Source organism: Propionibacterium cyclohexanicum (assembly GCF_900111365.1).
Taxonomy (GTDB): Bacteria; Actinomycetota; Actinomycetes; order Propionibacteriales; family Propionibacteriaceae; genus Propionibacterium; species Propionibacterium cyclohexanicum.
The window spans coordinates 31,296-54,325 of sequence record NZ_FOGZ01000001.1 but is presented as its reverse complement, the minus strand read 5'-3'; the positions used below and the strand labels follow the sequence as shown (position 1 = coordinate 54,325).

The 23,030-nt window shown below is 68.2% G+C and carries 18 protein-coding genes; 12 read left to right on the top strand and 6 right to left on the bottom strand.

Annotated elements, in window-relative coordinates; genetic code table 11:
• The first annotated feature begins 66 nt into the window (after positions 1–66).
• The 8 genes from sucB to BMX93_RS00205 all read left to right on the top strand — a co-directional run bounded on the left by sucB (position 67) and on the right by BMX93_RS00205 (position 11,851).
• Positions 67–1,902, top strand: a complete 1,836-nt coding sequence (gene sucB, locus BMX93_RS00240; protein WP_091966479.1) for a 2-oxoglutarate dehydrogenase, E2 component, dihydrolipoamide succinyltransferase — start codon at positions 67–69, stop codon at positions 1,900–1,902.
• A gap of 166 nt (positions 1,903–2,068) precedes the next feature.
• A complete protein-coding gene (locus BMX93_RS00235; RefSeq protein WP_091966477.1) occupies positions 2,069–2,830 on the top strand; it encodes a DUF4191 domain-containing protein in 762 nt (253 codons plus the stop codon).
• A 142-nt stretch (positions 2,831–2,972) separates the two neighbouring features.
• Positions 2,973–4,760 (top strand): ABC-F family ATP-binding cassette domain-containing protein, encoded by a 1,788-nt coding sequence (locus BMX93_RS00230; RefSeq protein WP_091966475.1) that lies wholly within the window; start codon positions 2,973–2,975, stop codon positions 4,758–4,760.
• Between the two features lie 153 nt (positions 4,761–4,913).
• The gene (glnA, locus tag BMX93_RS00225; protein ID WP_091966473.1) at positions 4,914–6,335 is read left to right on the top strand and encodes a type I glutamate--ammonia ligase; all 1,422 of its coding nucleotides are present in this window, start codon (positions 4,914–4,916) and stop codon (positions 6,333–6,335) included.
• A 245-nt stretch (positions 6,336–6,580) separates the two neighbouring features.
• Positions 6,581–7,684 (top strand): lactate oxidase, encoded by a 1,104-nt coding sequence (locus BMX93_RS00220; protein WP_091966471.1) that lies wholly within the window; start codon positions 6,581–6,583, stop codon positions 7,682–7,684.
• Between the two features lie 54 nt (positions 7,685–7,738).
• Complete coding sequence (locus BMX93_RS12620) at positions 7,739–8,266, top strand: hypothetical protein (RefSeq protein ID WP_143052762.1); 528 nt, start codon at positions 7,739–7,741, stop codon at positions 8,264–8,266.
• A gap of 11 nt (positions 8,267–8,277) precedes the next feature.
• On the top strand, positions 8,278–11,562 hold the full coding sequence (locus BMX93_RS00210; RefSeq protein WP_091966468.1) for a GH92 family glycosyl hydrolase: 3,285 nt from the start codon (positions 8,278–8,280) through the stop codon (positions 11,560–11,562).
• A 76-nt stretch (positions 11,563–11,638) separates the two neighbouring features.
• Positions 11,639–11,851 carry a hypothetical protein gene (locus tag BMX93_RS00205; RefSeq protein WP_091966466.1) on the top strand — a complete coding sequence of 71 codons (213 nt, stop codon included), beginning with the start codon at positions 11,639–11,641 and terminating at the stop codon, positions 11,849–11,851.
• Here the strand turns inward: BMX93_RS00205 and BMX93_RS00200 are convergent.
• Together BMX93_RS00200 and BMX93_RS00195 are read right to left on the bottom strand one after the other, a co-directional pair.
• Positions 11,838–12,794 (bottom strand): aldo/keto reductase, encoded by a 957-nt coding sequence (locus BMX93_RS00200; protein ID WP_091966464.1) that lies wholly within the window; start codon positions 12,792–12,794, stop codon positions 11,838–11,840. The two genes, BMX93_RS00205 and BMX93_RS00200, sit on opposite strands and share 14 nt — an antisense overlap.
• A 94-nt stretch (positions 12,795–12,888) precedes the next feature.
• A complete protein-coding gene (locus tag BMX93_RS00195; RefSeq protein ID WP_091966463.1) occupies positions 12,889–13,539 on the bottom strand; it encodes an NADPH-dependent F420 reductase in 651 nt (216 codons plus the stop codon).
• A 203-nt stretch (positions 13,540–13,742) separates the two neighbouring features.
• Between BMX93_RS00195 and BMX93_RS00190 the strand changes: the two genes are divergently transcribed.
• Positions 13,743–14,360 (top strand): TetR/AcrR family transcriptional regulator C-terminal domain-containing protein, encoded by a 618-nt coding sequence (locus tag BMX93_RS00190; protein ID WP_091966461.1) that lies wholly within the window; start codon positions 13,743–13,745, stop codon positions 14,358–14,360.
• Between the two features lie 43 nt (positions 14,361–14,403).
• Here BMX93_RS00190 and dprE2 read toward each other — a convergent pair whose 3' ends face one another.
• Positions 14,404–15,195, bottom strand: coding sequence for a decaprenylphospho-beta-D-erythro-pentofuranosid-2-ulose 2-reductase (gene dprE2 / locus BMX93_RS00185; protein WP_091966459.1), 792 nt, complete (start codon positions 15,193–15,195; stop codon positions 14,404–14,406).
• Positions 15,192–18,164: a bifunctional [glutamine synthetase] adenylyltransferase/[glutamine synthetase]-adenylyl-L-tyrosine phosphorylase gene (locus BMX93_RS00180; RefSeq protein ID WP_245725635.1), complete on the bottom strand. Its 2,973-nt coding sequence runs from the start codon at positions 18,162–18,164 to the stop codon at positions 15,192–15,194. Before BMX93_RS00180 ends, dprE2 begins: the two co-directional genes overlap by 4 nt.
• A 122-nt stretch (positions 18,165–18,286) precedes the next feature.
• Here BMX93_RS00180 and BMX93_RS00175 point away from each other — a divergent pair, with 122 nt between their 5' ends.
• Positions 18,287–19,036, top strand: a complete 750-nt coding sequence (locus tag BMX93_RS00175) for a sterol carrier family protein (RefSeq protein ID WP_143052761.1) — start codon at positions 18,287–18,289, stop codon at positions 19,034–19,036.
• Positions 19,037–19,093: 57 nt separating this feature from the next.
• On the opposite strand, the gene BMX93_RS00170 is transcribed toward BMX93_RS00175, so the two are convergent.
• Complete coding sequence (locus BMX93_RS00170) at positions 19,094–20,395, bottom strand: glutamine synthetase family protein (RefSeq protein ID WP_218139167.1); 1,302 nt, start codon at positions 20,393–20,395, stop codon at positions 19,094–19,096.
• Positions 20,396–20,582: 187 nt separating this feature from the next.
• Between BMX93_RS00170 and BMX93_RS00165 the strand changes: the two genes are divergently transcribed.
• Positions 20,583–21,455, top strand: a complete 873-nt coding sequence (locus BMX93_RS00165; protein ID WP_091966453.1) for a DUF2510 domain-containing protein — start codon at positions 20,583–20,585, stop codon at positions 21,453–21,455.
• 46 nt (positions 21,456–21,501) lie between these two features.
• Positions 21,502–22,410: a type I methionyl aminopeptidase gene (gene map / locus BMX93_RS00160; RefSeq protein ID WP_091966451.1), complete on the top strand. Its 909-nt coding sequence runs from the start codon at positions 21,502–21,504 to the stop codon at positions 22,408–22,410.
• Here map and BMX93_RS00155 read toward each other — a convergent pair.
• Positions 22,385–22,933, bottom strand: a complete 549-nt coding sequence (locus BMX93_RS00155; RefSeq protein WP_091966449.1) for a hypothetical protein — start codon at positions 22,931–22,933, stop codon at positions 22,385–22,387. The genes map and BMX93_RS00155 overlap by 26 nt on opposite strands.
• Positions 22,934–23,030: the final 97 nt, after the last annotated feature.

Below are 23,030 nucleotides of genomic sequence, written 5' to 3'. Positions count from 1 at the left end.
TGGCAGCGTCCGCCGGAATGAACCGGCCGTGCACAAAGACCTGTGGTGAAGGAGTCCCGTACAACCATGTCGACCGAAGTCACACTCCCCACACTGGGCGAAAGCGTCAACGAGGCCACGGTCTCCCGATGGCTCAAGGAGGTCGGCGACCACGTCGACGCCGATGAGCCCTTGCTGGAGGTGAGCACCGACAAGGTGGACACCGAGATCCCGGCGCCCGTCGCCGGGACGCTCACCGAGATCCGCGTCAACGAGGACGAGACGGCTCAGGTGGGACAGGTCCTCGGCATCATCGGTGAGGCCTCCCAGGATGGCGCGCCGGCCTCGCACAGTACTGCGACGCCCACTGTCCAGGAGCCGACGCCGACCCCCACCGGTGAGCACGTTCAGCCCGAGGAGCCCGCCAAGCCACAGGAGTCGGCCCCGACCGTGGTTCCCTCCGCCGAAGCCGAGGAGCCCGCCGAGAAGAAGCCCTCCGAGACTGCGAGCGCGCAGCCCTCGGGCGCCGAGGCAGAGCTCACCGAGGTGACGCTGCCCACACTGGGTGAGAGTGTCAACGAGGCAACCGTCTCGCGCTGGCTCAAGGAGGTCGGCGACGCCGTCGAAGCCGACGAGCCCCTGCTCGAGGTGAGCACCGACAAGGTCGACACCGAGATCCCCGCCCCCGCGGCTGGCCACCTGCTGGAGATCAGGGTGAAGGAAGACGACACGGCGCAGGTGGGGCAGGTGCTTGCCGTCATCGGCGAGGCCGCGAGTGCGCAGCAGCCCGCCCCGGCACCCGCCGAACCGGCACCGAGCGCACCCCAGGCCAGCCCTGCTCCAGCTCCTGGCGCACCTGCCCAGTCCGCGCCGACGCCCCCTCCTGCCGAGAAGGCGCAACCTGCCCCGGCGGCACAGCCCGCAGCCGAACGGCCCGCGCAGCCTGCCCCTGCCTCACCGGCACCGCGGGCCACGGTCCCCGATTTCGACGGCTACGTCACCCCGCTGGTGCGCAAGCTCGCCAGAACCGAGGGCGTGAACCTCTCGGAGGTGAAGGGCACCGGGGTGGGTGGCCGGATCCGCAAGCAGGATGTGCTGGACGCCGCTGCCGCTGCGAAGGCAGCCCAGGAGGCGGCCGCCAGGGCAGCCGCGGCGAAGTCCGCCACGCCGGTCGCACCTTCCGCGGACGCCGACAAGCGCGGCACCACCGAGAAGCTGTCGAAGCTGCGGGCGATCGTCGCGGCGCGGATGACCGAATCGCTGCGCGTCTCGGCCCAGCTCACCGCCACGGTGGAGGTAGACCTGTCCGCCGTGGCCCGGGTGCGAGCTGGCGCGAAGGACAGCTTCCGCAAGACCGAGGGCGCCGGCCTGACATATCTGGCATTCATCACCAAGGCAGCCACCGAGGCACTGCGCCAGTTCCCGAAGGTCAACTCGAGCATCGATGTCGAGGCGGGAACCGTCACCTATCACGATTCCGAGGACATCGGTATCGCGGTGGACACCCCGCGTGGTCTCATGGTCCCGGTCATCAAGGGGGCCGGTGATCTCAACGTGGGGGGCATCGCGAAACGGATCGCCGATCTGGCTGCCCGCAGCCGCGACTCCAAGATCGGGCCGGACGAACTCACCGGCGCCACATTCACGATCACGAACTACGGCTCCACGGGAACCCTGTTCGACACGCCCATCATCAACCAGCCCAATGTCGCGATCCTCGGCACGGGGGCGATGGTGAAGCGTCCGGTGGTCGTCACCGATGCCCACGGTGAGGACACCATCGCCATCCGGCCCATGATGTACCTCTCGATGACCTACGATCACCGGATCGTCGACGGTGCCGATGCCAGCCGCTTCCTGTCGGCTGTGAAGGCCCGTCTGGAGGAGGGCGACTTCGGCGGGGAGTTTGGCTTGAATCACTGAGCATCCGCAGGCATATCGATGGGGTTCCGCCACCGGGCGGGACCCCATCGTGCCGCTGCGACTCGGGCCGTGCCCGCATCCCCGAGCAGCACCGCTGGGGTGCACTAGACTTGCTCGACGGCGGGGACGCCGCGATCCCCCTTCCCTGGAGCACGGAGACTGATCAATGGCGAGCGAACGGGCCAAGGAACTGGCCAAGAAGCAGAAGGCCGAGGCCAAGGCGCTCAAGGCCGCCAAGAAGAATTCGAGCGACCCCACCGACTGGGGCACTGCCAAGCAGATCCGTGAGACCTACAAGCTCACCGCGAAGTACCAGCCGAAGATCCCATGGATGCTTGCCGGTGCGGTACTGATCTGCCTGATTGTCGGGGTGGGCATCGGTCTGGCGGCGGGAACCTGGTATCTGTGGGCACTGCTGGGACTGCTGGGCGGCGTCACGGCGGCGCTGTGGGTGCTGCAGCGGGAGGCGAAGAAGGCTTCCTTCGCCCGTGTCAAGGGCCAGCCCGGTGGCGCCGAAATGGCACTCACCATGCTCGACAAGAAGAAATGGCACTACACGGCGGCTGTCGCGGTGGATCGGCAGACCAATTGCGTGCACCGAGCGATCGGACCGGGTGGCATGATCCTCATCGGCGACGGCAAGGGCTCCCAGAGCCTGCTGCGCACCGAGGTCCGCCGCCATCAGCAGGTTCTCTACGGCGTCGAGGTGCAGACCGTTCTCGTCGGCGAGGGCGAGGGCAAGGTGCCGGTCGAGAAGTTGACCGCCTATCTCAAGAAGCTGCCGAAGACGTTGACATCCGAACAGATCGAGGAGATCGAATACCGCCTCAAGGCCCTCGACAAGCTGCGCTCTCGCGTTCCGATCCCCAAGGGGCCGATGCCCACCGGAGGCCACGCCAAGATCTCGCGCCGGGCCATGCGGGGCTGAGCGCCCCGCGGGCGCTGGCCCGATTCAGCCGCAAGCCTGCGGGTGCTCGCCCCGTGGGACCCGCGGCCGGGCTGGTCCTGTGACGGGCAGCACATTCCTGGTTCGCAGTCGGCGCCACGGCCCACCTAGGCTGTAGGGCGACATGTCGAATCTCATCAGCGCCGAGGCCCTGTCCCTGGCCTATCCCACCACAACCGTCTTCGACTCGGTCTCCCTCGGGGTGAACGAGGGAGACCGGATCGGCATTGTCGGACGCAACGGCGATGGCAAATCGAGCCTGCTGTCCCTGCTGGCCGGACGTCGCCAGGCAGATTCCGGCCAGGTGACGATGCGCAGGGACATTCGGATCGGTGTGCTGGACCAGCGCGACGATCTCTGCGACACGAACTCGGTCCTCGACGCCGTGGTGGGCGATGTCCCCGAGCATGTCTGGGCCGCGAACCCGAAGATCCGCGATGTGGTCAACGGTCTGCTGAGCGAGATCGACCGCTCGGCGTCCATTGGCGCGCTGTCCGGTGGCCAGCGGCGCCGCGTGGCGCTGGCACGCGTCCTTGTCGGGGACCATGATGTGCTGGCACTCGACGAGCCGACGAATCATCTCGATCTGGAGGCGATCGCGTGGCTGGCGGGCCATCTTGCGCACCGCTGGGCCACGAACAGCGGTGCGTTGCTGGTCGTCACGCACGACCGCTGGTTCCTCGACGAGGTGTGCACGACCACCTGGGAGGTGCATGACCAGATCGTCGAGCCTTTCGACGGGGGCTATGCCGCCTACATCCTGCAGCGGGTGGAACGGGACCGGCAGGCTGCGGCCCGCGAGGAGCGGCGCAAGAACCTGGCCCGCAAGGAACTGGCCTGGCTCAGTCGGGGGGCGCCGGCGCGCACCTCGAAGCCCAAATTCCACATCGAGGCGGCCAACGCCCTCATCGCCGATGTGCCGGCTGTGCGCGATGCCCTCTCGCTGCAGTCGCTGGCGATTTCGCGGCTCGGCAAGCAGGTGGTCGATCTGCTCGGGGTCTCGGTGAGCTATGGCACCCATGAGGTGCTGCACGACATCACCTGGCTCATCGCGCCCGGCGAACGCACCGGCATTCTGGGGGTCAACGGGGCCGGGAAGTCGACCCTGCTGGGGCTGGTGTCCGAGTCGGTCGCCCCCACCTCGGGGCGGGTGAAGCGCGGCAGCACCGTCAAGGTGGCCACGCTCTCCCAGCAGATGACGGAGCTGGCGCCGTTCCAGGGCTACACGGTGCGCGAGATGCTCGAAGGCCTGCATTCCAGTTACACCATTGGCACCGGCTCCAAGGCCCAGGAGCTCACCCCGGCCCAGTTCCTCGAGCGCATGGGTTTCGCCCCCGGCCAGTTGGCCACCCCCGTGAGGGACCTGTCCGGGGGCCAGCAGCGGCGACTGCAACTCCTGCTCGTGCTGCTGGGCCAGCCGAATGTGCTCATCCTCGACGAGCCCACCAATGATCTGGACACTGACATGCTGGCGGCGCTGGAGGATCTGCTCGACTCCTGGGCAGGCACCCTGCTGGTGGTCTCTCATGACCGCTACTTCCTCGAGCGCGTCACCGATCAGCAGTATGCCGTGCTCGACAAGGGGCTCCGTCATCTGCCGGGCGGCGTGGACGAATACCTGGCACTGCGTACCGCTCAGCAGCAGAACCGGCCGGGCGCCGCCGGCAATCGCGCCGAGACGAGAACCGGGTCGGCGTCGGCCACCGAGCGCGCGACCCGCAAGGAGCTGGCTGCCATCGAACGCCGCCTCGCGAAGCTCGCGTCCCAGATCGAAGCCCGGCAGGACGCGATGGCCCAGCACGATCCGAGCGACTACCAAGGCCTCGGCGCACAGGCCGCTGCCCTGGACGAGCTGAAGGCCGAGAGCTCTGCCCTGGAGGACCAGTGGCTCGAACTTAGCGAACAACTGTGAGCGCCCGGGGCCAGGCCACACCAATGCGAAGCCGCCGTAACACGGCTGAAACATGACCGCAACACGGACCGTGGAGCCGACCGCTATGGTGACCACATCACCCGTGAAGTGGGCCTCACGATGCCCGCTCACATCCAGAGCGTGGAGGATTCTATGTTTTCAGGCGCCGACGACCTGTTGAAGTTCGTGAAGGACGAGGGCATCGAGTTCGTTGATGTCCGCTTCTGTGACCTTCTGGGTGTCATGCAGCACTTTGTCGTCCCATCCGGCTCGTTTGGCCCCGAGGTCTTCGACGAGGGTCTGGCTTTCGACGGCTCCTCGGTCAAGGGCTTCCAGAAGATCAACGAGTCCGATATGGCGCTCATGCCCGACCCCACCAGCGCCTTCCTGGATCCCTTCCGTGCCGCCAAGACACTGGTCGTGAACTTCTTTGTGCACGACCCGATCACGAAGGAGCCTTACAGCCGCGATCCTCGCAATATCGCGCGCAAGGCCCAGAACTACCTGCTCACCACGGGCATCGGCGACACCGCCTACTTCGCCCCCGAGGCCGAGTTCTATGTGTTCGACGATGTGCGCTTCGAGACCACCGCCAACAAGTCCTTCTACAGCGTCGACGCCGAAGCCGCCGCCTGGAACAGCGGACGTGTGGAGGAGCGCGGCAACCTCGGCTACAAGGTGAAGGTGAAGGGCGGCTACTTCCCGGTCGCCCCGACCGATCACTACGGCGACCTGCGCGACGAGATGGTCAGCTATCTGGAGGACTCCGGGCTCATCATCGAACGCGCCCACCACGAGGTCGGTTCGGCGGGCCAGGCCGAGATCAACTGGCGCTTCGATGAATTGCTGATCAGCGCCGACAACGTCATGAAGTTCAAGTACATCGTGCGCAACACCGCCCACGAGCACGGCAAGACGGCCACCTTCATGCCGAAGCCGGTCTTCGGTGACAACGGCTCGGGTATGCACTGCCACCAGTCGATCTGGTCGAAGGGCGTGCCGACCTTCTTCGACGAGAACGGCTACGCACAGCTGTCCGACACGGCCCGCTGGTACATCGGCGGTCTGCTCAAGCATGCGCCCAGCCTGCTGGCCTTCACCAACCCGAGCGTGAACTCCTACCACCGCCTGGTGCCCGGCTTCGAAGCTCCCGTCAACCTGGTCTACTCGAACCGGAACCGCTCGGCCTGCATCCGTATCCCGATCACCGGCCCGAACCCCAAGGCCAAGCGCATCGAGTTCCGCTGCCCCGACCCGAGCGCCAACCCCTACCTGGCCTTCTCGGCCATGCTGCTGGCCGGTATCGACGGCATCCAGAACAAGATCGAGCCCCCGGCTCCGGTGGACAAGGACCTCTACGAGCTGCCTCCCGAGGAGCACGCCAACATCTCCCAGGTGCCCGGCTCCCTGGACGAGGTGCTCGAGGCCCTCGAGAAGGACCAGGACTATCTGCTCGCCGGTGACGTCTTCACCGCCGACCTCATCAGCACCTGGATCGAGCTCAAGCGCGAGGACATCGCGGCGCTGCGTCAGCGTCCCCACCCCTACGAGTTCGACCTGTATTACCACATCTGAGCCGTTCCCGGGCGAGTGAAGCCGGGGCCCTGCGGGTTCGTCTCGCGGGCCCCGGCTTTTCTGCGCCTTTCGAGGCCGCGCTGGGCTGTATTCGGGTCCTGGCGAACCCGGGTACACCGGCATCGGCTCCCTGACAAGTGGGGACGCCAACAGCTGAGTCACTGTGGATCCCGGGAAGCCGGTGGTACCGCTGAAGGGGTAATCCATCCGCGCCTCCCTGGCAGGGAGAGCAGAATCGAGTGACGATGACGGTGACCAACGGGTACGAGCAAAGTGACCGGGAGCAAGCAATCAAGATCATCAACCTTGACGAGCTGGAGGACCAGGCCCGCCAGATCATCCCCCAAGGCGGCTTCGGCTACATCAGCGAAGGCTCGGAGGACGAGTGGACCAAGGCCCGAAACCGGGCCGCCTTCAACACCGTACAGATCGCACCGCGTGTACTCCACTCGGTCGAAGCCCCCTCGACCAGCACATCGGTGTTCGGCGTGAGCATCAAGACTCCCGTCATCATGGCTCCGACCGCAGCCCAAGGACTTGCGCACACCCGCGGCGAAGCGGCCACCGCCGAGGGCGTGGCCGCGGCCGGCACCATCATGTCCCAGAGCACCTATGGCACCACCTCGATCGCCGAGACCGCCGAGGCGAGCAAGGGAGCACCGTGGTTCTTCCAGCTGTACATGAGCAATGACTGGGAGTTCAACGAGGCGCTGCTGGACGAGGCGAAGAGTCACGGTGCCGCAGCTGTCGTGCTCACCGTCGATTCGATGCAGGGCGGCTACCGCGAGCCGGACATCCGCAACGAATTCCAGTTCCCGCTGCCGATGGCGAATCTGGCGGCTTTCAGCGAGACAAGCGGCAAGGGCAAGGGCATCTTCGAGATCTACGCCGCCGCCAAGCAGAAGATCACCGGCGCGGACGTGCGCCGGGTGGCCGAATACGTCGGTCTGCCGGTGATCGTCAAGGGAATCCAGGATCCCTGCGACGCCGCGCTGGCGCTGGGCTCGGGAGCCTCGGGCATCTGGGTGTCGAATCATGGCGGGCGTCAGCTCAACGGCGGACCCGGCTCCTTCGATGTGCTGCCCTCGATTGCCCGCGCGGTGAACGGCCGTGTGCCCGTCATCTTCGATTCAGGGGTCCGGCGCGGTTCCCAGGTATTCAAGGCCCTGGCCAGCGGCGCCGATCTCGTGGCCATCGGGCGCCCTGCCATCTATGCGCTGGCGCTGGGTGGTGCTCAGGGGGTCCGGACTGTCTTCGAGTACCTCACCCATGAGTTCCGGATCGTCATGCAGCTGGCCGGAACCCAGACCGTCGACGATGTGAAGCGGGCCAAGCTGCTGCATTACTGACCTCGCAATGGGCGAGGGACGCCGTGGGGACGGGCACAGCGGCATACTGGCCCCATGCGCGTCCCCACCCGTCTCGCCATCGCTGGCTGTGCGGCCACCGCCGCCCTCGTGCTCGCGATGAGCGGGTGCAGCCCCAGCGGGCCGACCGCAGGCACGGCGTCGTCACCAGGTCCGCAGCTGACGCCGACTCCCACCAGCTCACCCAGGCCCGCCGAAAGCGCCAGATTGCCGCAGCGGGCCGACGGCTGGGCTGCCAGTGCATCGCCGACAATGCTGCCGACCGACGTCGACAATGTGCGGGTACGCATGCAGACAGCCGTCTTCCACGACGCATCTGGCACGGGCAGCCGGATCGTCACCCTGGTCATCAGCCCTGACGAGGGATACGGCCAGTCCCAGCACAAGGCCCTGACCAACCAGCAGGTCTTCGGACCCGCCGTGTGCGGCATCCCCGAAGGCGTGCCGAATGCGATCAGCTGCCTGATCCAGCTCAACGGCGGCATCCTGCAGACCACCGGCACGGGGCAGGATCTTGCTGGCCTGGCAGGCTTCACCAACAACATCTATGCATCCTTCCAGTGAGGTGGCAGAACATGGCGCGGATTGACCCGAAGGGATCGCTCAGCGTGCGTCCTGACCCAGGCCCCGACAACCCCAGCGGCGCATCCGGTACCGGACTCATCCCCGGACCCGTCTTCCGCTACGAGTTCGGCGCGGAAGGCGGCTCAGCCCGCCTGGACGGGCGGCTTGGCGTGCCGCCCCATGCCTGCCTGGCCTTCGCCCTCTTCCCCGAGCTGCAGTTCGACCCGCCCGGCGGCGGCGCGCCCGACCCCGTGCCCAACGTCGGCTCCTGCCTCGTCGGGGTGCGCGTCCTCCTCGACGGCAAGGCGGTGGAGCTCACCGATCAGTACGGCCAGCCCTCCAGCACCGAGGACCCCGGATGGCTGTGGACAGACCAGTGGAACTGGCTGGAGTTCGATCTCGCCGATCTGGCCGGCGCCACCCTGTCCGAGGTGGAACTCGTGGCACCCCCGGGCCACCGGGGCAGCGGCTGGTTCCAGCTCGCCGGGGTCCGCACCACAGCTCAGGAGCCCGCCGATGTGGTGGCCCGGGCGACGATGATGCGCGGCTCCCACTCCGACCATGATTTCTCGCGCGGCAACACCTACCCGATGGTCTTCCGACCCGGAGGCTCGCACGCTCTCGCACCGCTCACCGATGCGCGGGCGATGAGCTGGCTGTACCGCTGGAACGATCGGGGTCCTGTGCCGAGGATGCAAGGCTTCGGCTTCGTCCACGCCCCCAGCCCGTGGATCGGGGACCGCAACAACGCCCACTTCATGCCATGGATGGGTCGCGCCGAGGTGACGCCCGAGCGCCGCGAGCTGCTCTTCCGCCACCTCGAGGAAACTTCCCGGCCCGATCTGTACACGGTGAGATTGGTGGGCGTGGACCGGCGTCCGGGCAGCATTGCGGCGTCGATGACCGCCACCCAGCACGGCGGGGTGCTCCGGTTCGACTACGAGACGCAGGAACGCTGCGGACTGGTCGTCGACCAGCCTTTCGGCGGCCGCACCCGCATCGAGAACCTGCCCGACGGTCGGGCTGCCATCATCATGTCGATCGACGCCCGGGTGGGCTTCGACGACCCGGACAATCCCATGCCCGGCGCCTATGTGTACGCCGAGACGCTGCAGCCCGTCCAGCCGCTGCGTGCCACCGAGATGCCGAAGATCTATCACGATCTGCGCCTGGGCGAGCACGGCCTTGAGCGGACACGATGGGGCCACGCACTGCTGCGCCGGCTGTCGCGGGTGCGCGAGCAGGCCGGCGTGCTGAGGCTGCGCTCGGGCCAGCGCCTGGAGATCAAGGCGGCAATGAGCAGCATCAGCGTCGAGCAGGCCCGGCACAACCTCGACCTCGAGATAGGCCGGCGCGGCTTCGACGAGGTGGCCGCCGAATCTCACGCGCTGTGGGCCGAGATCCTCGGCCGCCTGGAGATCGAGGGTGGCCGACCCTGGCTGCGCGAGGCCGCCTGGAGCGATCTCGCGCGATTGCTGGCCTGGCCACGCTCCCATCATGAGAACGCCGGGAGCCCCGCCGAGCCGCACCCGGTCTACGCGTCGCCCTTTCGACCCCGCGTCCACCCCGACACCGCCGAGCACACGGGCTGCGCCGTCGTGGACGGCGAACTGGTCGTGGACAACGGGTACTGGGACACCTACCGAACCGCCTGGCCCGCCTACCACCTGCTCTTCCCGAAACGGGCCTCGCGGCTGCTCGACGGCATCGTGCAGCAGTACCGCGATTCGGGCTGGATGAGTCGCTGGAGCGCCCCCGGCCACATCGACTGCATGGTCGGAACGAGCTCGGACACCATCTTTGCCGATGCTAGCGCGCACGGTATCGCCTTCGACGAGCTGACGGCCTACGAGTCGGCGGTGAAGAACGCAACAGTGCCCTCTGCCAGCCCGCTGACCGGACGCAAGTCGATTGCCCGAGGCCGGTTCACCGGATGGATCGACACCGACGAGACGGAGGGCTTCAGCTGGACCGTCGAGAACGCGATCTGCGATGCGTCGATCGCACTGTGGTCGCGCCGGCTGGCCGATCGCGCCACCGAGCTCGGCGTACCCGACCGGGCCGAAGAATTCCGCACCAATGCGCGCTACTTCACCAACCGGAGCCTGGTCCCCCAGGCATGCTATGACCCCGATACCGGTTTTTGGCAGGGCAGGCGCCCCGACGGCAGATTCCGGCTCGACTCCCACGACTTCGACCCGCTCCTGTGGGGCTACGACTACACCGAGACATCGGCGTGGGGAATGGCCTTCGCCACTGTCCAGGACGGCGCCGGACTGGCGCGGCTGCTGGGCGGCGAGCAGGCGTTGGCGTCCCGGCTGGACCGCGCCCTCGCCACCCCCGAGCCCGCGAACGATCGCACCCGGGGCAGCTATCCCCAGATCACTCACGAGATGACCGAAGCCAGGGCGGTACGGCTTGGCCAGATCGCGGTCTCCAACCAGCCGGCCCATCACAGCGCCTATATGTACCTGCACGCCGGGCGTCCGGACGCCACCCAGTGGCTGACCCGCGAAATCGCCGAGAGGTTGTGGGTGGGTTCGGAGATCGGGCAGGGCTATCCCGGCGATGAGGACAACGGGGAGATGAGCGCCTGGCAGCTGTTCACCATGGTCGGTCTGTATCCCCTCCAGCCCGGCAGCGGGGAGCTGGTGCTCAGCGCACCGGTCTTCCCTGCCGTGCGCTGGCATCGGGAGAATGGCACGACGCTGGAGATCGTGGCCCACGACGTGGAGCATCGGTTCATCCAGCGCGTGGAGATCAACGGTGAGCCGTGGGGGCAGGTGAGCGTTCCTGTCGCAGTCCTGCACGCCAACTGCCGTATCGAGTTCTGGCTCGGCGCCGAGCCCAGCGACTGGGGATCCCGCAGCAGGCCGGCATCGATGAGCACCATGACCGGTGAGGCCCGCAGCTGGCAGCCCGACCGCAGCCGGGCCGCCCGCCTGTCGCTGACCGGCCCGGATGGCCGCGAGATGGTTGGCGAGCAGGCGTTGGCCCAGCTGGTGGACGATCGTGGCGAGGCCATCATCGAGCTGCCTGCCGGAGCGTGCCTGGAGTTGCGTTGGAGCGAGCCCTTCCGGGCCTCACATCTGACGCTCACCACGGACGGGCAGGGCGCAGCCGGCTACCGCCTCGAGGCACTGGCCGCCGGAGGCTGGGCGCCGGTACAGGTGCACCCGACCGCAGCCCTGTGGCGCAATCAGACCGTGCCGCAGGCCTTGGGCGACAAGACCTTGTCCGCGCTGCGGCTCACCATCACCGCGCCCCTGGCACTGCGTCAGATCGAGGTGTACTGACGGCGCCGGGGCACGAATCCCGGGGAGGATAAGTCGGGGGTCCGCACAACCCCGCCCGCGATGTCACCGTGGCTCCATGACCTCCATACCGCTCCTGCGCCCTCATGGTCTTGTCTCCAGCCCCGCGTTCAGCCACGTGGCCGTGGTCCCGCCAGGAGCAACGACGATCTACGGCGGCGGGCAGAACGCGGTGGACGCTGCCGGTGCGCTCGTCGGCGGTGACGATGGTGAACCAGCCGTCGCACACCTGGCCGTCGTGCCTGCCTCGGCACCGCTCAGCGCTGCGTGACGCCCGCCCACTGTGCCCCGGACACCGCGTCGAGCTGCCTGATCTCGTCATCGGAGAGCTCAAGGCTTGCTGCCGCCAGCAGATCGGGCACCTGCTCGACGCGTGAGGCGCTCGCGATGGGAGCCGCCACGGCCGGGCGCTGGCGCAGCCAGGCGAGAGCCGTCGAGGCGATGCTGGCGCCATGCTCGTGCCCGATGGCCTCCAGGGCGTCGATGATCGCCAGCCCCTGCTCGGTGGCATAGCCGGACGCCGCCTTGGCCCGCGGTGAATCCCCGGTGGCCTGGGCCGAGCGGTATTTCCCGGTGAGGAATCCTGCGGCCAAGCCGAAATAGGGAACCAGCGAGATCTGCTGTGTCACGGCGAGCGGCACGACATCGGCCTCGGGGTCACGGTGCACGAGATTGTAGTGCGGCTGGATCGCCACCGGGCGGGCCTGCGGCTGCCCAGCAGACAGCTCGAGCCACTCGCGGATGCGGGCCGCCGAGTAGTTGGACACCCCGACATAGCGCACCAGTCCATCGCGCACCAGCGAAGCGAAGGCCTCGACGGTTTCGGCGAGCGGAGTGTCCGGGTCGTCGAAATGCGCGTAGTAGAGGTCGATGTGGTCCACGCCGAGCCGCTTGAGCGAGGCCTGCGCGCCGGCCCGCACATTCTTCGCGGAGAGCCCCGGGAAATCCGGGTGCTGGCCCACCTTCGTGGCGATGGTGACATGCGCCGGGCGGCGTGAAGCCAGCCACTGGCCGAGGATGGTCTCCGATTCGCCACCACCGTGTCCGGGCACCCAGGCGCTGTAGGAATCGGCGGTGTCGATGAAATTGCCGCCACCGGCGAGGAACGCATCGAGAATGTCGAAGGAACTCTGCCGGTCTGCGGTCCAGCCGAACACATTCCCGCCGAGCGCGAGCGGAAAGACGTCGAGTTCGCTGGTGCCGAGTGTGGTCATTGTGTCTCCCTCGTGGTTGTCCGGCCTGCTGACCCCAGTATTTCCAGGCCGCCCAGAACCCTCAATTGCCGAGTCGTCGTCGCGGCGCCGATCATCATGCGCCATCCCGGTAGCGCGTGGCGATGGCAAGGGCGTGGACCAGCTGCGGGGCGCTGAGGGGCTGTACATACCCGGGGGTGTCGCGCTGGATGCGCCAGCCCTCACTGAGCGGGCTCAGCGGCACCGGGTCGAAGCCGAAGGCATCGAGCAGCCGGGAGACGACCGCCAGGGCGGGCTGGTGATCCGAGACCGCAACGAGCGCACGCCGGTCTGGCGTGCCAGCCGGGGAGGCTGCGCTGGTGATCTGGGCAGCCTGAATGTGATTGAAGGCCTTCACCACGAAGGACTGGGGCAGATGGGCCTGCAGGAGCTCCGAGGTGGTCGTGGTCTCGTCGTCGAGCTCGGCGATCTGGCCGTCGCGCTGCGGGTAGTAGTTGTTCGTGTCGATGACGATCTTCCCCACCAGGGGCTCGACCGGGACGGTGTCGATCGCCTTGAGCGGAATGGTCACGACCACGAGGTCGCCGTCCTGGGCTGCCTGCTCAGGGGTGGCGGCACGCGCCGAGTCCCCGAGCTCGGCGATGAGAGCAGTGAGGGTTTCGGGGCCGCGACGATTGCTCAGCACCACCTCATAGCCGAGCGACACTGCCGTGCGGGCGATCTGACTGCCGATGTGACCGGCGCCAATGATTCCGATAGTGGTCATGACGGGCCAACACCACACAACGCCCGGGCATTCCCCTGGTGTCAGCGTGTTACAGGCCTGCCCGAGGATTGGTGTGCGGGCCCGGTCTGATCCGGGAGGAGCCCCGAAGGGCCGGGAGGAGACGGCCGTACCCGATTGGCAGGCGAATCGCCGATCAGTCACCGGCTGCCAGCCCGGTGGCCGGATACACCTAGGCTCGCCTCGTGGCTTTGAGCAAGCAGGACGTGGTGGACGCGGCATTGGGCATCCTCGACGAGTACGGACTCGCCGATCTGACGATGCGCCGGCTGGCCGACAACTTGCAGGTGCAGGCCAGCGCCCTGTACTGGCACGTCGCGAACAAGCAGACCCTGCTCGCCGAGCTGGTGCGCGCCATCCTCGCCGACCTGCCCCACCCCAACGGACCCTGGCGTCCGGGGCTGGCCCAATGGTCCGAGCAATTGCGCGAGCGGCTTCTCGGACATCGTGACTCCGCCGAGCTGGTTTCCTCGATGCGCGCCATCGCGCTGGCCGCCACGGACGTGGAGGACGCGCCGGCCGCGCTGCTGCGCCGTGAGGGCATGGGCCCGGAACAGGCGAGGCTGGCCGCCCAGACCCTCGTGCACCTCATTCTCGGCCACGTCTACGAGGAACAGCAGCACGCCCAACTGGCGCCGCTGGCCATCGCGCACGCCCGCCCGGATCCGCAGACGCCGCAGGCAGCACCGAGCAGTCCCGACCGCGACAGCCTCCCCGACCACGAGAGTGCCCCCGACCACGACTTCTCGGCGGGCATCTCACTCCTGCTCGCCGGGATCGACGCCAGCCTCCGCGAACCGTGAGCGCACCGAGCAACCCGTCTGATCCCCCCCCAGAACCGAGGAATCACCAGGGAAGATGACGCGCCAACCGCCTGGGGACCAGCCGATAGGCGAGCATGATCGGCCCGAACACCGCCGGCACCCGCACCAGGCTGCACCCGAGCCGGTCTGCGAGGACGATCCGCCGGGCAAGACTGTGGGGGCTGAGCGCCAGCGCCGCATCACGGCCGCTCGTCATCGAGGAGCGCACGAAGCCGGGGCGCACGACGAGCACCCGCAGGCCCTCGGGTGCCAAGGCATCGCCCAGCCCCAGGTAGAAACCGTCCATGCCGGCCTTGCTCGCCCCGTAGACGAAGTTGGCGCGACGCACCCGTTCTGCCGCCACCGAACTGATCGCGATGATCCGCCCGCCATGCCCCGATTCCCGGCGCTGGGTGCGCAGCCGGTCGGCAACGAGCACCCCCAGGCTCACCGGAGCGGTGGTGTTCACCGCGAAGGTGTGCACCGCAGTGGGCTGGTCGGTCCAGGCCTGCTCAGGATCTCCGAGCACCCCCAGCGCCATCACCACGAGATCGACCGGACGCGCGAAAGCCTCATCGACCACCCGGGCATGCCCGGCAGTGTCGAGGGCGTCCATGTCCAGCGTGGTGACCTCGCTGGCCCCGGCGGCGAGCAGACGCGCCCGAGCCACGCTCAGTCGCCGGGCCCCAGCGCGCGCCAGGAGCACGACCGGTGCCGGACGGCGCCGCAGGAGCTCGGCCAGCAGGGCAACCCCGATGTCACTCGTCCCGCCGACCAGTACCAGCGCTCCTGGCGCGTGCCCGGCCTGCCTCGACCTGCGGGTCAGCACATTCATGAGGATGCTCCCCAGAAGACTCGTTCCACGACCGCGCTGGCATGGCGGGTGATACGCCCATAGGACTCCAGCAGCTGGGAAGCCTCCGCCTTGCCATGACCCATGAGCATCGCGACGGCCGCCAGCTCGCGCGAATCGGAGGGCAGCTGGTCGCTGCTGCGCGCCCGCACCAGCATCGTGGCATTGCGCATCCGGCTCGCGGCATGCCAGGCGTCCCGCAGCGCTGCGGCGTCCTCGGCGTCGAGCAGTCCCTCGGCCTCGCAGGCATTGAGAGCGCTCAGCGTGGACGGGCTGCGCAGGGCGGGCAGCCGCCCGGCATGGCGCAGCTGAAGGAGCTGGACGGTCCACTGCACATCCGACAGCCCGCCGGGCCCGAGCTTGAGGTTGCGGTGCGGGTCGGATCCGCGTGCGATCCGCTCGGCCTCCATACGTGCCTTCAGCCGGCGGATCTCCGACTCCTGGACAGCGCTGATCCCCTGGGGCGGCCAGCGCAGTTCGCTGATCCCGGCGAGCAGTTCCCGCACCAGATCCTCGTCGCCGGCCCCCACATCGGCGCGCAGCAGGGCCTGGTGCTCCCAGGTCTGCGACCAGCGCCGGTAGTAGGCCAGGCAGCTCGAGACCGTGCGCACCAGAGGGCCGTCGCGGCCCTCCGGACGCAGGCCCGCGTCCACCTCGAGCGGCGGCTCGGGGCCCGGTGACCTGAGCAGTGCCCGAACCGTCGAGACCACCGCCAGCGCCTGGGCGCTCTGCTCGGGCCTGGTCCCGTCGGGGACAACGAACATGGCGTCGATGTCGGAAGCATAGTTGAGCTCGGCGCCGCCCCAGCTGCCCATTGCCACCACGCCGATGGGTGGCACCGGTTCGGGATGGTCCCGTACCGCCACCACCAGGGCAGCCTGGATCGTCGCGTCGGCGAGCGCGGTCAGGCCCTGGCCCACGGCATCGACATCGATGCGCCCGAGCACATCGCCGAAGGCCAGCCGCATGAGCTCGCGGCGTCGCAGCGCCCGCACGGCGCTCACCGCATCCTGGGCGCCCTCGTGACGGCGCACCACGGCCGTCATCGATGCCATGAGGCTTTCTCGGCTGCGCGGCGTGAGCTCGGATTCGTCCTGGAGCAGCTGCACGGCGCTGGGATCGCGGTTGAGCATGGCAATGATGTAGCGGCTGGTGGACAGCGTCTGGGCGAGCAGCTCGGCCATCTGCCCCTCGTCGCGCAAGGCGCGCAGATACCACGAGGTCGAGCCCATTGCCTCCGAGAGCCGCCGGAAGCTGATCAGCCCGAGATCGGGGTTGGGGCCCTCGGCGAACCAGCCGAGCATGGCAGGCAGCAGCTGCCGCTGGATCTCCACGGCCCGCGTCGAGCCGCTGGTCAGGGCCTCGATGTGATGCAGCGCACCGGAGGCGTCCAGGAAGCCCAGCGCCTTGAGCCGGTCCTGTGCAGCCTGCGGGGAGAGCCGCAGCTCGTCGTCGGACAGCGTGCTCACCGTGAGCAGCAGCGGGGAGTAGAAGACCCTGCGCTGTCGGCGTTCCACCTCCAGAGCAGTGCGCCGCCAGGTGGCCCACAGCGCATCACCGTCGGCCGCGCCGAGGCTGCGCGCAATGTGCTCGCGGTCATCGCCGGGGGGTGGGAAGAGATGGCTTCGCCGCAGGTGCTGCAGCTGAACGCGATGCTCAAGGGTGCGCTCGAGACGGTAGGCGGCGTCGAGCGCGGCGGCGTCGGCCCGGCCGATGTAGCCGTGGTCGGCCAGCGCATGAAGGCTGACCAGGGTGCCCCGGTGCCGCAACCGGTCGTCCACCCGGCCGTGCACCAGCTGCAGCAGTTGGACGCTGAACTCCACATCGCGCAAGCCACCCGAGCCGAGCTTGATCTCGTATTCGGCATCGGCGGCGGGAATCAGCTCGACAACCCGGCGGCGCATCGACTGCAGCTCGGCCATGAAATTCTCGCGCCCGCCCACCTGCCAGATCAGGGGCCGCACGATATCGATGAATCCCCTGGCCAAATCGAGGTCCCCGGCCATCGGGCGGGCTTTGAGCATGGCCTGGAACTCCCAGTTCCTGGCCCACCGGGTGTAGTAGGCCCGGTGCCCGGCCAGGCTGCGCGTGAGGGGCCCGGCATTGCCTTCGGGACGCAGCGCGGCGTCGACCTGCCAGATCGTGCCGCACGCCGAGTGTGCCGAGCAGATCCGCATTGTGGCCGCTGCGAGCTTGTTGGCCACCGCCATCGCTGCCCCATCGTCGGCGCCGGGATCGGCCGGTTCGGCGACGAACAGCACGTCAATATCGGACAGGTAGTTGAGCTCCTGCGCCCCGCACTTGCCCAGGGCGACAATTCCCAGCCTGGCGGCCCCCGAGCCGCTCACCTGCGCCCGGGCGATGGCCAGCGCACAGATCATCACGGCGTCGGCAAGATCGGCCAGCTCGGCGGCAATGTCATCGACGACCGTGCTGGGATCGGGACAGCTGAGATCGCGTCCGGCGATACGCACCAGATGTCGCTTGTTCGCGAGCCGCAGCCGGTCCGCCGCGCCCTCGTCACCGGCACTCGCCATGGCCAGCTGCTCGGGCGGGGCACCCGCCAGGGAGCCCAGGCCCACGGCGCCCAGCAGGTCGTCGAGGATGCGCCGCGCGCTCCACCTGGCAGGCTCGGGACGCAGCACCTGAAGATGGATCGGATGAGCGGTCAGGTGACGGGCCAGCGCGCGGCTGAATCCCGCGACAGCGATCACCCTGGCGCGCCAGCCGGCATCATCGGACAGTTGCGAGATGAGCGCCGCAGCGCCGGCACTGAGATCCGCCAACGTCACCAGGGCCTGATCGGGATCGGCGGCTCCCGCCAGCTCGTCCACCAGGCCGGGCGTGCGCAGATCGAGCGAGTCCACGAGCCCCGCGGCGCGCGTGACGTCGGTGAAGCCCTTGCGGGCCAGCTCAGCTGTCGTCGACGTCGTCCGTCCGCGTGCCCTCACGGCTCCTCCGATCCCAGCTGTCTCGCGGCGCTCTGGGCGTATTGTCTCCCACCGAGACAGAATTAATCCCATCGTCACCCACGGTCCACCGGCAGACAACCCGGATCGACCATCGTAGAGGAATGACGAGCATGGCCGAGCGCACCCAGCTGTCGGTCCAGCGAATGGCACAGACGCTGGCCGATCAGTTCCCCATCCTGTTGCAGGCCGCGGCAGGCACGGGCAGGCGCGCCCTCGCCGAGTTCATCGCGCTGTGCGAGGAAGTGCTCAGCTGCGTCGACTCCCCCACCCGGACCACTCCGGACTCGCTTGCCCAGTTCATCGGCGCACGGGACGCCGATGTCATGAACCACGACGAGACGACCCGGGCGATCATGGGCACCGAGAGCCTTGGGACGCTGCGCCGGCAGGCGGACAATGCCAGCTCGCAGGCGGCGGTGGCGCTGGCCCGGCCGAATCTCCCGCCGGCGGTGAGTACGAGCAACGGGCCGGTCCATCTGCCCGATCTGCTGCGCAGCCTCACCGTCGAGGCGGCGCTGCTGGCCGACCACTGCGGCACGACACTGGATCGCGCCGGGACCGCGCAGTGTCTGCGGGCTGTGGCGTCGGTGCTGGGGGAGCGCTTCCCGGGCCATACCATCGAGGTGCGGGTGCCACCCTTCGCCGCCGTGCAGCTGGGCTCGCTCACAGCGGGCCCGGTGCACCACCGCGGCACTCCGCCCAATGTCGTGGAGACCGACACCGCAACCTTCTGGGCGCTGGCCATCGGCACGCTGAGCTGGACGCAGGCCCGCGAGGCACACCGGCTGCGCGTCTCCGGGGTGCATGCCCCCGATGTCGCGCAGATGCTGCCCATCGTGCGCCGACGCTGAGCCAGCGTGCCCTACCCGGCGCACAGCCGGGCGGTCGCCGGACAGGGGGTGACGGGCTCACAGGCTCGGCAGGTGCTCCCGCAGCTCGAAGGGAGTCACCTGGCGGCGGTATTCCTCGAACTCGGCGCGCTTGTTGCGCAGGAAGTACTCGAAGACATGCTCGCCGAGCGTGTCGGCCACCAGCTCGCTGGACTCCATCGCGGCGATTGCAGCGCCGAGGCTGCGCGGCAGGGAGTTGATCCCCAGCGCCTTGCGCTCACGCTCGGTGAGCGCCCAGACATCGTCCTCGGCTTCCTCGGGCAGTTCGAGTTCGCGGGTGATGCCGTCCAGTCCGGCATTGAGCAGCAGGGCATAGGCAAGATAGGGATTGCACGCGGAGTCGATGGCCCGGTACTCGACCCGGGCACTGGAGGACTTGTTCGGCTTGAACAGCGGCACCCGCACGAGTGCGGAGCGGTTGTTGCGTCCCCAGCAGACATAGGCGGGAGCCTCTCCCCCGCCGGTCAGGCGCTTGTAGGAGTTGACCCATTGGTTCGTCACAGCAGTGATCTCGCGGGCATGGGTCAGCAGGCCGGCCACGAACTGCCTGCCGATCTTCGAGAGCCGCACCTCGTCGCTGGCGTCGTAGAAGACGTTGTGGTCGCCCTCGAACAGGCTCATATGGGTGTGCATGCCCGAACCCGGCGCATCGGTGAAGGGCTTTGGCATGAACGACGCCACGATGTTCTGCGAGGCGGCGATCTCGCGCACGACGACCCGGAAGGTCATGATGTTGTCCGCCATCGACAGGGCATCGGCATATCTCAGGTCGATCTCGTGCTGGCCGGGGGCGCTCTCGTGGTGGCTAAACTCCACCGAGATGCCCATCTCCTCGAGCATCATCACGGCATCGCGGCGGAAGTCCGTGCCGTCGTCCATCGTGGTGTGGTCGAAATATCCGGCGGTGTCGAGCGGGACGGGCGGCTCGCCGGGCACCAACGGCGCCTTGAAGAGGAAGAACTCGATCTCGGGGTGGCAATAGAAGGTGAAGCCCATGTCGGCAGCCTTGTTGAGGGCGCGCTTGAGCACATGGCGGGGATCGGCGGGCGCCGGCGAGCCATCGGGCAGCTTGATGTCGCACAGCATCCTGGCGGTGTTCGCCTGGGTGCGCCACGGCAGCAGCTGGAATGTGCTGGGGTCGGGGCGGGCGATCATGTCGGCCTCGTAGACGCGCGCATAGCCCTCGATCGACGAACCGTCGAAGCCGGTGCCTTCGGCGAATGCTCCCTCGAGCTCGGCGGGAGCCATCGCAACCGACTTGAGAAAGCCCTGAACATCGGTGAACCACAGGCGGATGAACCGTACATTGCGTTCTTCCACAGCCCTCAGGACGTACTCGGTTTGGCGATCCATGCACCCAGTCTGCCAGCGCCACCGGCCAGGCAGTGAACGAGCCTGCCTTCCAATCGGGTTACACTCCGGTGACAAGCCCCCATCCGGTCCACGCGCGCCCTGTCCACGGCACAGCAGGTGGCCGGCGCCGTGTCCATCGACGAGGAAGGCGCGTATGCCCACCGCTGGCTGGTATCCCGATCCTGCGGGCACCCCAGGCCGCTACCGCTATTGGGACGGGCAGGCCTGGAGCGAGGCGACCACCACCGACCCGTCCGCGTCGGCCGTCCCTCCCGGGCCTGCGGCAGGCCCGAAGCGCCGCTGGGGGCCCATCGTCCTCATCGCCGCGGTGCTGGCGGCGGTGGTGGTGATCCTGGCGCTGATCTTCGGGCCCGGCAACGGCTCCTCCTTCCAGGAGGCCCCGGTGGACACCGACTCGGCGAGCCCGACCACCTCGCAGTGGGACGAGACGAGCACGCCAACCCCTACTCCTTCGGCCGATCAGTCGCTGGCCCGCTGCCCGGTGACTCAGGTTCGCGACACGACCCGTCAGACCTCTGCGAACACGCTGCGCGGCGGGGGGCTTGAGGTGCCGCGCATCCCCGGCTGGCAGTCCGACTCGTCGTTCTATCTCGACTGGGTGAGCGATCTGCACACCGCTGTCGATGACGTCTACCCGGGCTGGATCTCCAACGAGTCGGTGGGCGCGCTCAATGCCGTCGACGGCTTCACCGACATCCGCCAGTCCGCGCACCAGACCATGGAGTGCTTCGCCAGCTCGGGCTACTACATCGGCTACACGGGTCGCAAGGACCTCGTGGACGAGCAGATCTCGGTGGACGGGCACCAAGCCTGGCATATGCGTTCCGAGGTCTATGTGTCGATGCCCAGCCTGCCTCAGGTCAAGGGCGACACGGTCGACGTCATCGTGGTCGACACCGGGAACAAGGATCGCCTGGGACTGTTCATCTCCAGCGTGAACATCGGGGACAGTTCCCGGATGGACAAGATGAGCGCGGCGATCGCCGGGCTCAAGGTCATCGGCTGAGCCACCGCACCAGGCCGGGGCGGTGGGCACTCCTACACTGTCAGGCGTGAGTGCCGTGAAACCCTTCCGCCAGACCCCCTTGCGCGATGTGCCTGCCCAGATCGCGCGTCCGCCCTATCTCGGCAAGTCCGGTCCGGAGGTCTACACGGGCTCCGATGTCCAGACCCCCGAGATCGTGGCGAAGATGCGCCGCGCGGGCCGGCTGGCGGCCGACGCCATCCTGGTGGCTGCCGCCGAGATCGCGCCGGGGGTCACCACCGATCACCTCGATGCGGTGGCCCACGAGTTCATGTGCGATCACCACGCCTGGCCGGCCAGCCTCGAATACCGCGGCTTCCCCAAGAGCATCTGCACGAGCGTGAACGAGGTCATCTGCCACGGCATTCCGGACACCCGCCCCCTGGAGGACGGCGACATCGTCAAGCTCGACGTGACCACCTACATCGACGGAGTGCACGGCGACAACTGCGCCACCTTCTACGTCGGGGAGGTCGACGACGAGTCGAAGAAGCTCACCGAGGTCACTCGCGAATCGATGTACCGCGCCATCAAGGCCTGCAAGCCAGGGCGCCCCGTTTCGGTGATCGGGCGGGTCATCGAGAAGTACGCCAAGCGCTTCGGCTATGGGGTGGTGCGCGAGTACACCGGGCACGGTGTGCACACCGCCTTCCACTCGGGGCTGGTGATCCTGCACTACGACGAGCCCCGGCTCGACACGATCATGCGTCCCGGCATGACCTTCACCATCGAGCCGATGCTCACGCTGGGCAGCGCCCGCACCGAGCAGTGGGACGACGGCTGGACCGTGGTGACCCGGGACGGCTCGCGCTGCGCCCAGTTCGAACAGACCCTGGCGATCACCGAGACCGGAACCGAAATTCTCACCGTGCCCAGCAGCGGCGAGCTCATCGCCGGTGGCGACCCGGGACTCATCGACCTGTCGGCGGTGCACTGAGCGTGCCTGCGCTGCGGCGCGTGAACAGCTGGTTGTCCAGGGCGCAGCCGATCAGGACAAGGGCGGGGAACCAGGTCAGCGCGTCGAGGTTCAGGACGAAGGGCCACTGGCTCCCGCTCAACAGCCCCACCGGGTTGAGCAGCACCAGGGCGCCCGCCGCGCCCATGATGCGTCCGTAGACCATCCGGGCCGGGCGGCCGTACACCATCTTGCTGAGCCGGAAGATGGGCACGGCCGCCATGAGCTGCCACATACCGGCACTGAGCATGATGTTCACCAAGACCTGGGTGAAGACCTGATCGCCGCTCAACCCACCGCCCAGTCTCCCGCCCATCGCCCAAGAGGCCCACCAGGAGACCACGTCATCGCCGCCCGAGGCGGACACCGCCCCCAGCACGAACAGCGACGCGAAGGCGATCGCGACCATCCAGGCGAGGACCGCGCCCACCGACATCGCAATGGTCCCGACGACCGTGCCGACGCTCAGCTGCCCGTCGCGAGGAGGTGGTGTACCGGTGGACACACCGTCAATGCTGCCACAGGCCCGGCTCGGCCCCGCCGGGTGACATCGCCGGGCTGGCCCGGCCGGCCACGGCCACGGACCAGGGGGCCGGGCGCGC

What these genes read in the sequence shown, in the direction of transcription:
- BMX93_RS00195 (WP_091966463.1), bottom strand. Translation starts at nt 13,539, where the DNA reads ATGACCACTATCGGAATCATTGGCGCCGGTCACATCGGCAGTCAGATC.
- BMX93_RS00210 (WP_091966468.1), top strand. Translation starts at nt 8,278, where the DNA reads ATGGCGCGGATTGACCCGAAGGGATCGCTCAGCGTGCGTCCTGACCCA.
- BMX93_RS00230 (WP_091966475.1), top strand. Translation starts at nt 2,973, where the DNA reads ATGTCGAATCTCATCAGCGCCGAGGCCCTGTCCCTGGCCTATCCCACC.
- BMX93_RS00205 (WP_091966466.1), top strand. Translation starts at nt 11,639, where the DNA reads ATGACCTCCATACCGCTCCTGCGCCCTCATGGTCTTGTCTCCAGCCCC.
- sucB (WP_091966479.1), top strand. Translation starts at nt 67, where the DNA reads ATGTCGACCGAAGTCACACTCCCCACACTGGGCGAAAGCGTCAACGAG.
- glnA (WP_091966473.1), top strand. Translation starts at nt 4,914, where the DNA reads ATGTTTTCAGGCGCCGACGACCTGTTGAAGTTCGTGAAGGACGAGGGC.
- BMX93_RS00200 (WP_091966464.1), bottom strand. Translation starts at nt 12,794, where the DNA reads ATGACCACACTCGGCACCAGCGAACTCGACGTCTTTCCGCTCGCGCTC.
- BMX93_RS00235 (WP_091966477.1), top strand. Translation starts at nt 2,069, where the DNA reads ATGGCGAGCGAACGGGCCAAGGAACTGGCCAAGAAGCAGAAGGCCGAG.
- BMX93_RS00175 (WP_143052761.1), top strand. Translation starts at nt 18,287, where the DNA reads ATGACGAGCATGGCCGAGCGCACCCAGCTGTCGGTCCAGCGAATGGCA.
- BMX93_RS00165 (WP_091966453.1), top strand. Translation starts at nt 20,583, where the DNA reads ATGCCCACCGCTGGCTGGTATCCCGATCCTGCGGGCACCCCAGGCCGC.
- BMX93_RS12620 (WP_143052762.1), top strand. Translation starts at nt 7,739, where the DNA reads ATGCGCGTCCCCACCCGTCTCGCCATCGCTGGCTGTGCGGCCACCGCC.
- BMX93_RS00220 (WP_091966471.1), top strand. Translation starts at nt 6,581, where the DNA reads ATGACGGTGACCAACGGGTACGAGCAAAGTGACCGGGAGCAAGCAATC.
- dprE2 (WP_091966459.1), bottom strand. Translation starts at nt 15,195, where the DNA reads ATGAATGTGCTGACCCGCAGGTCGAGGCAGGCCGGGCACGCGCCAGGA.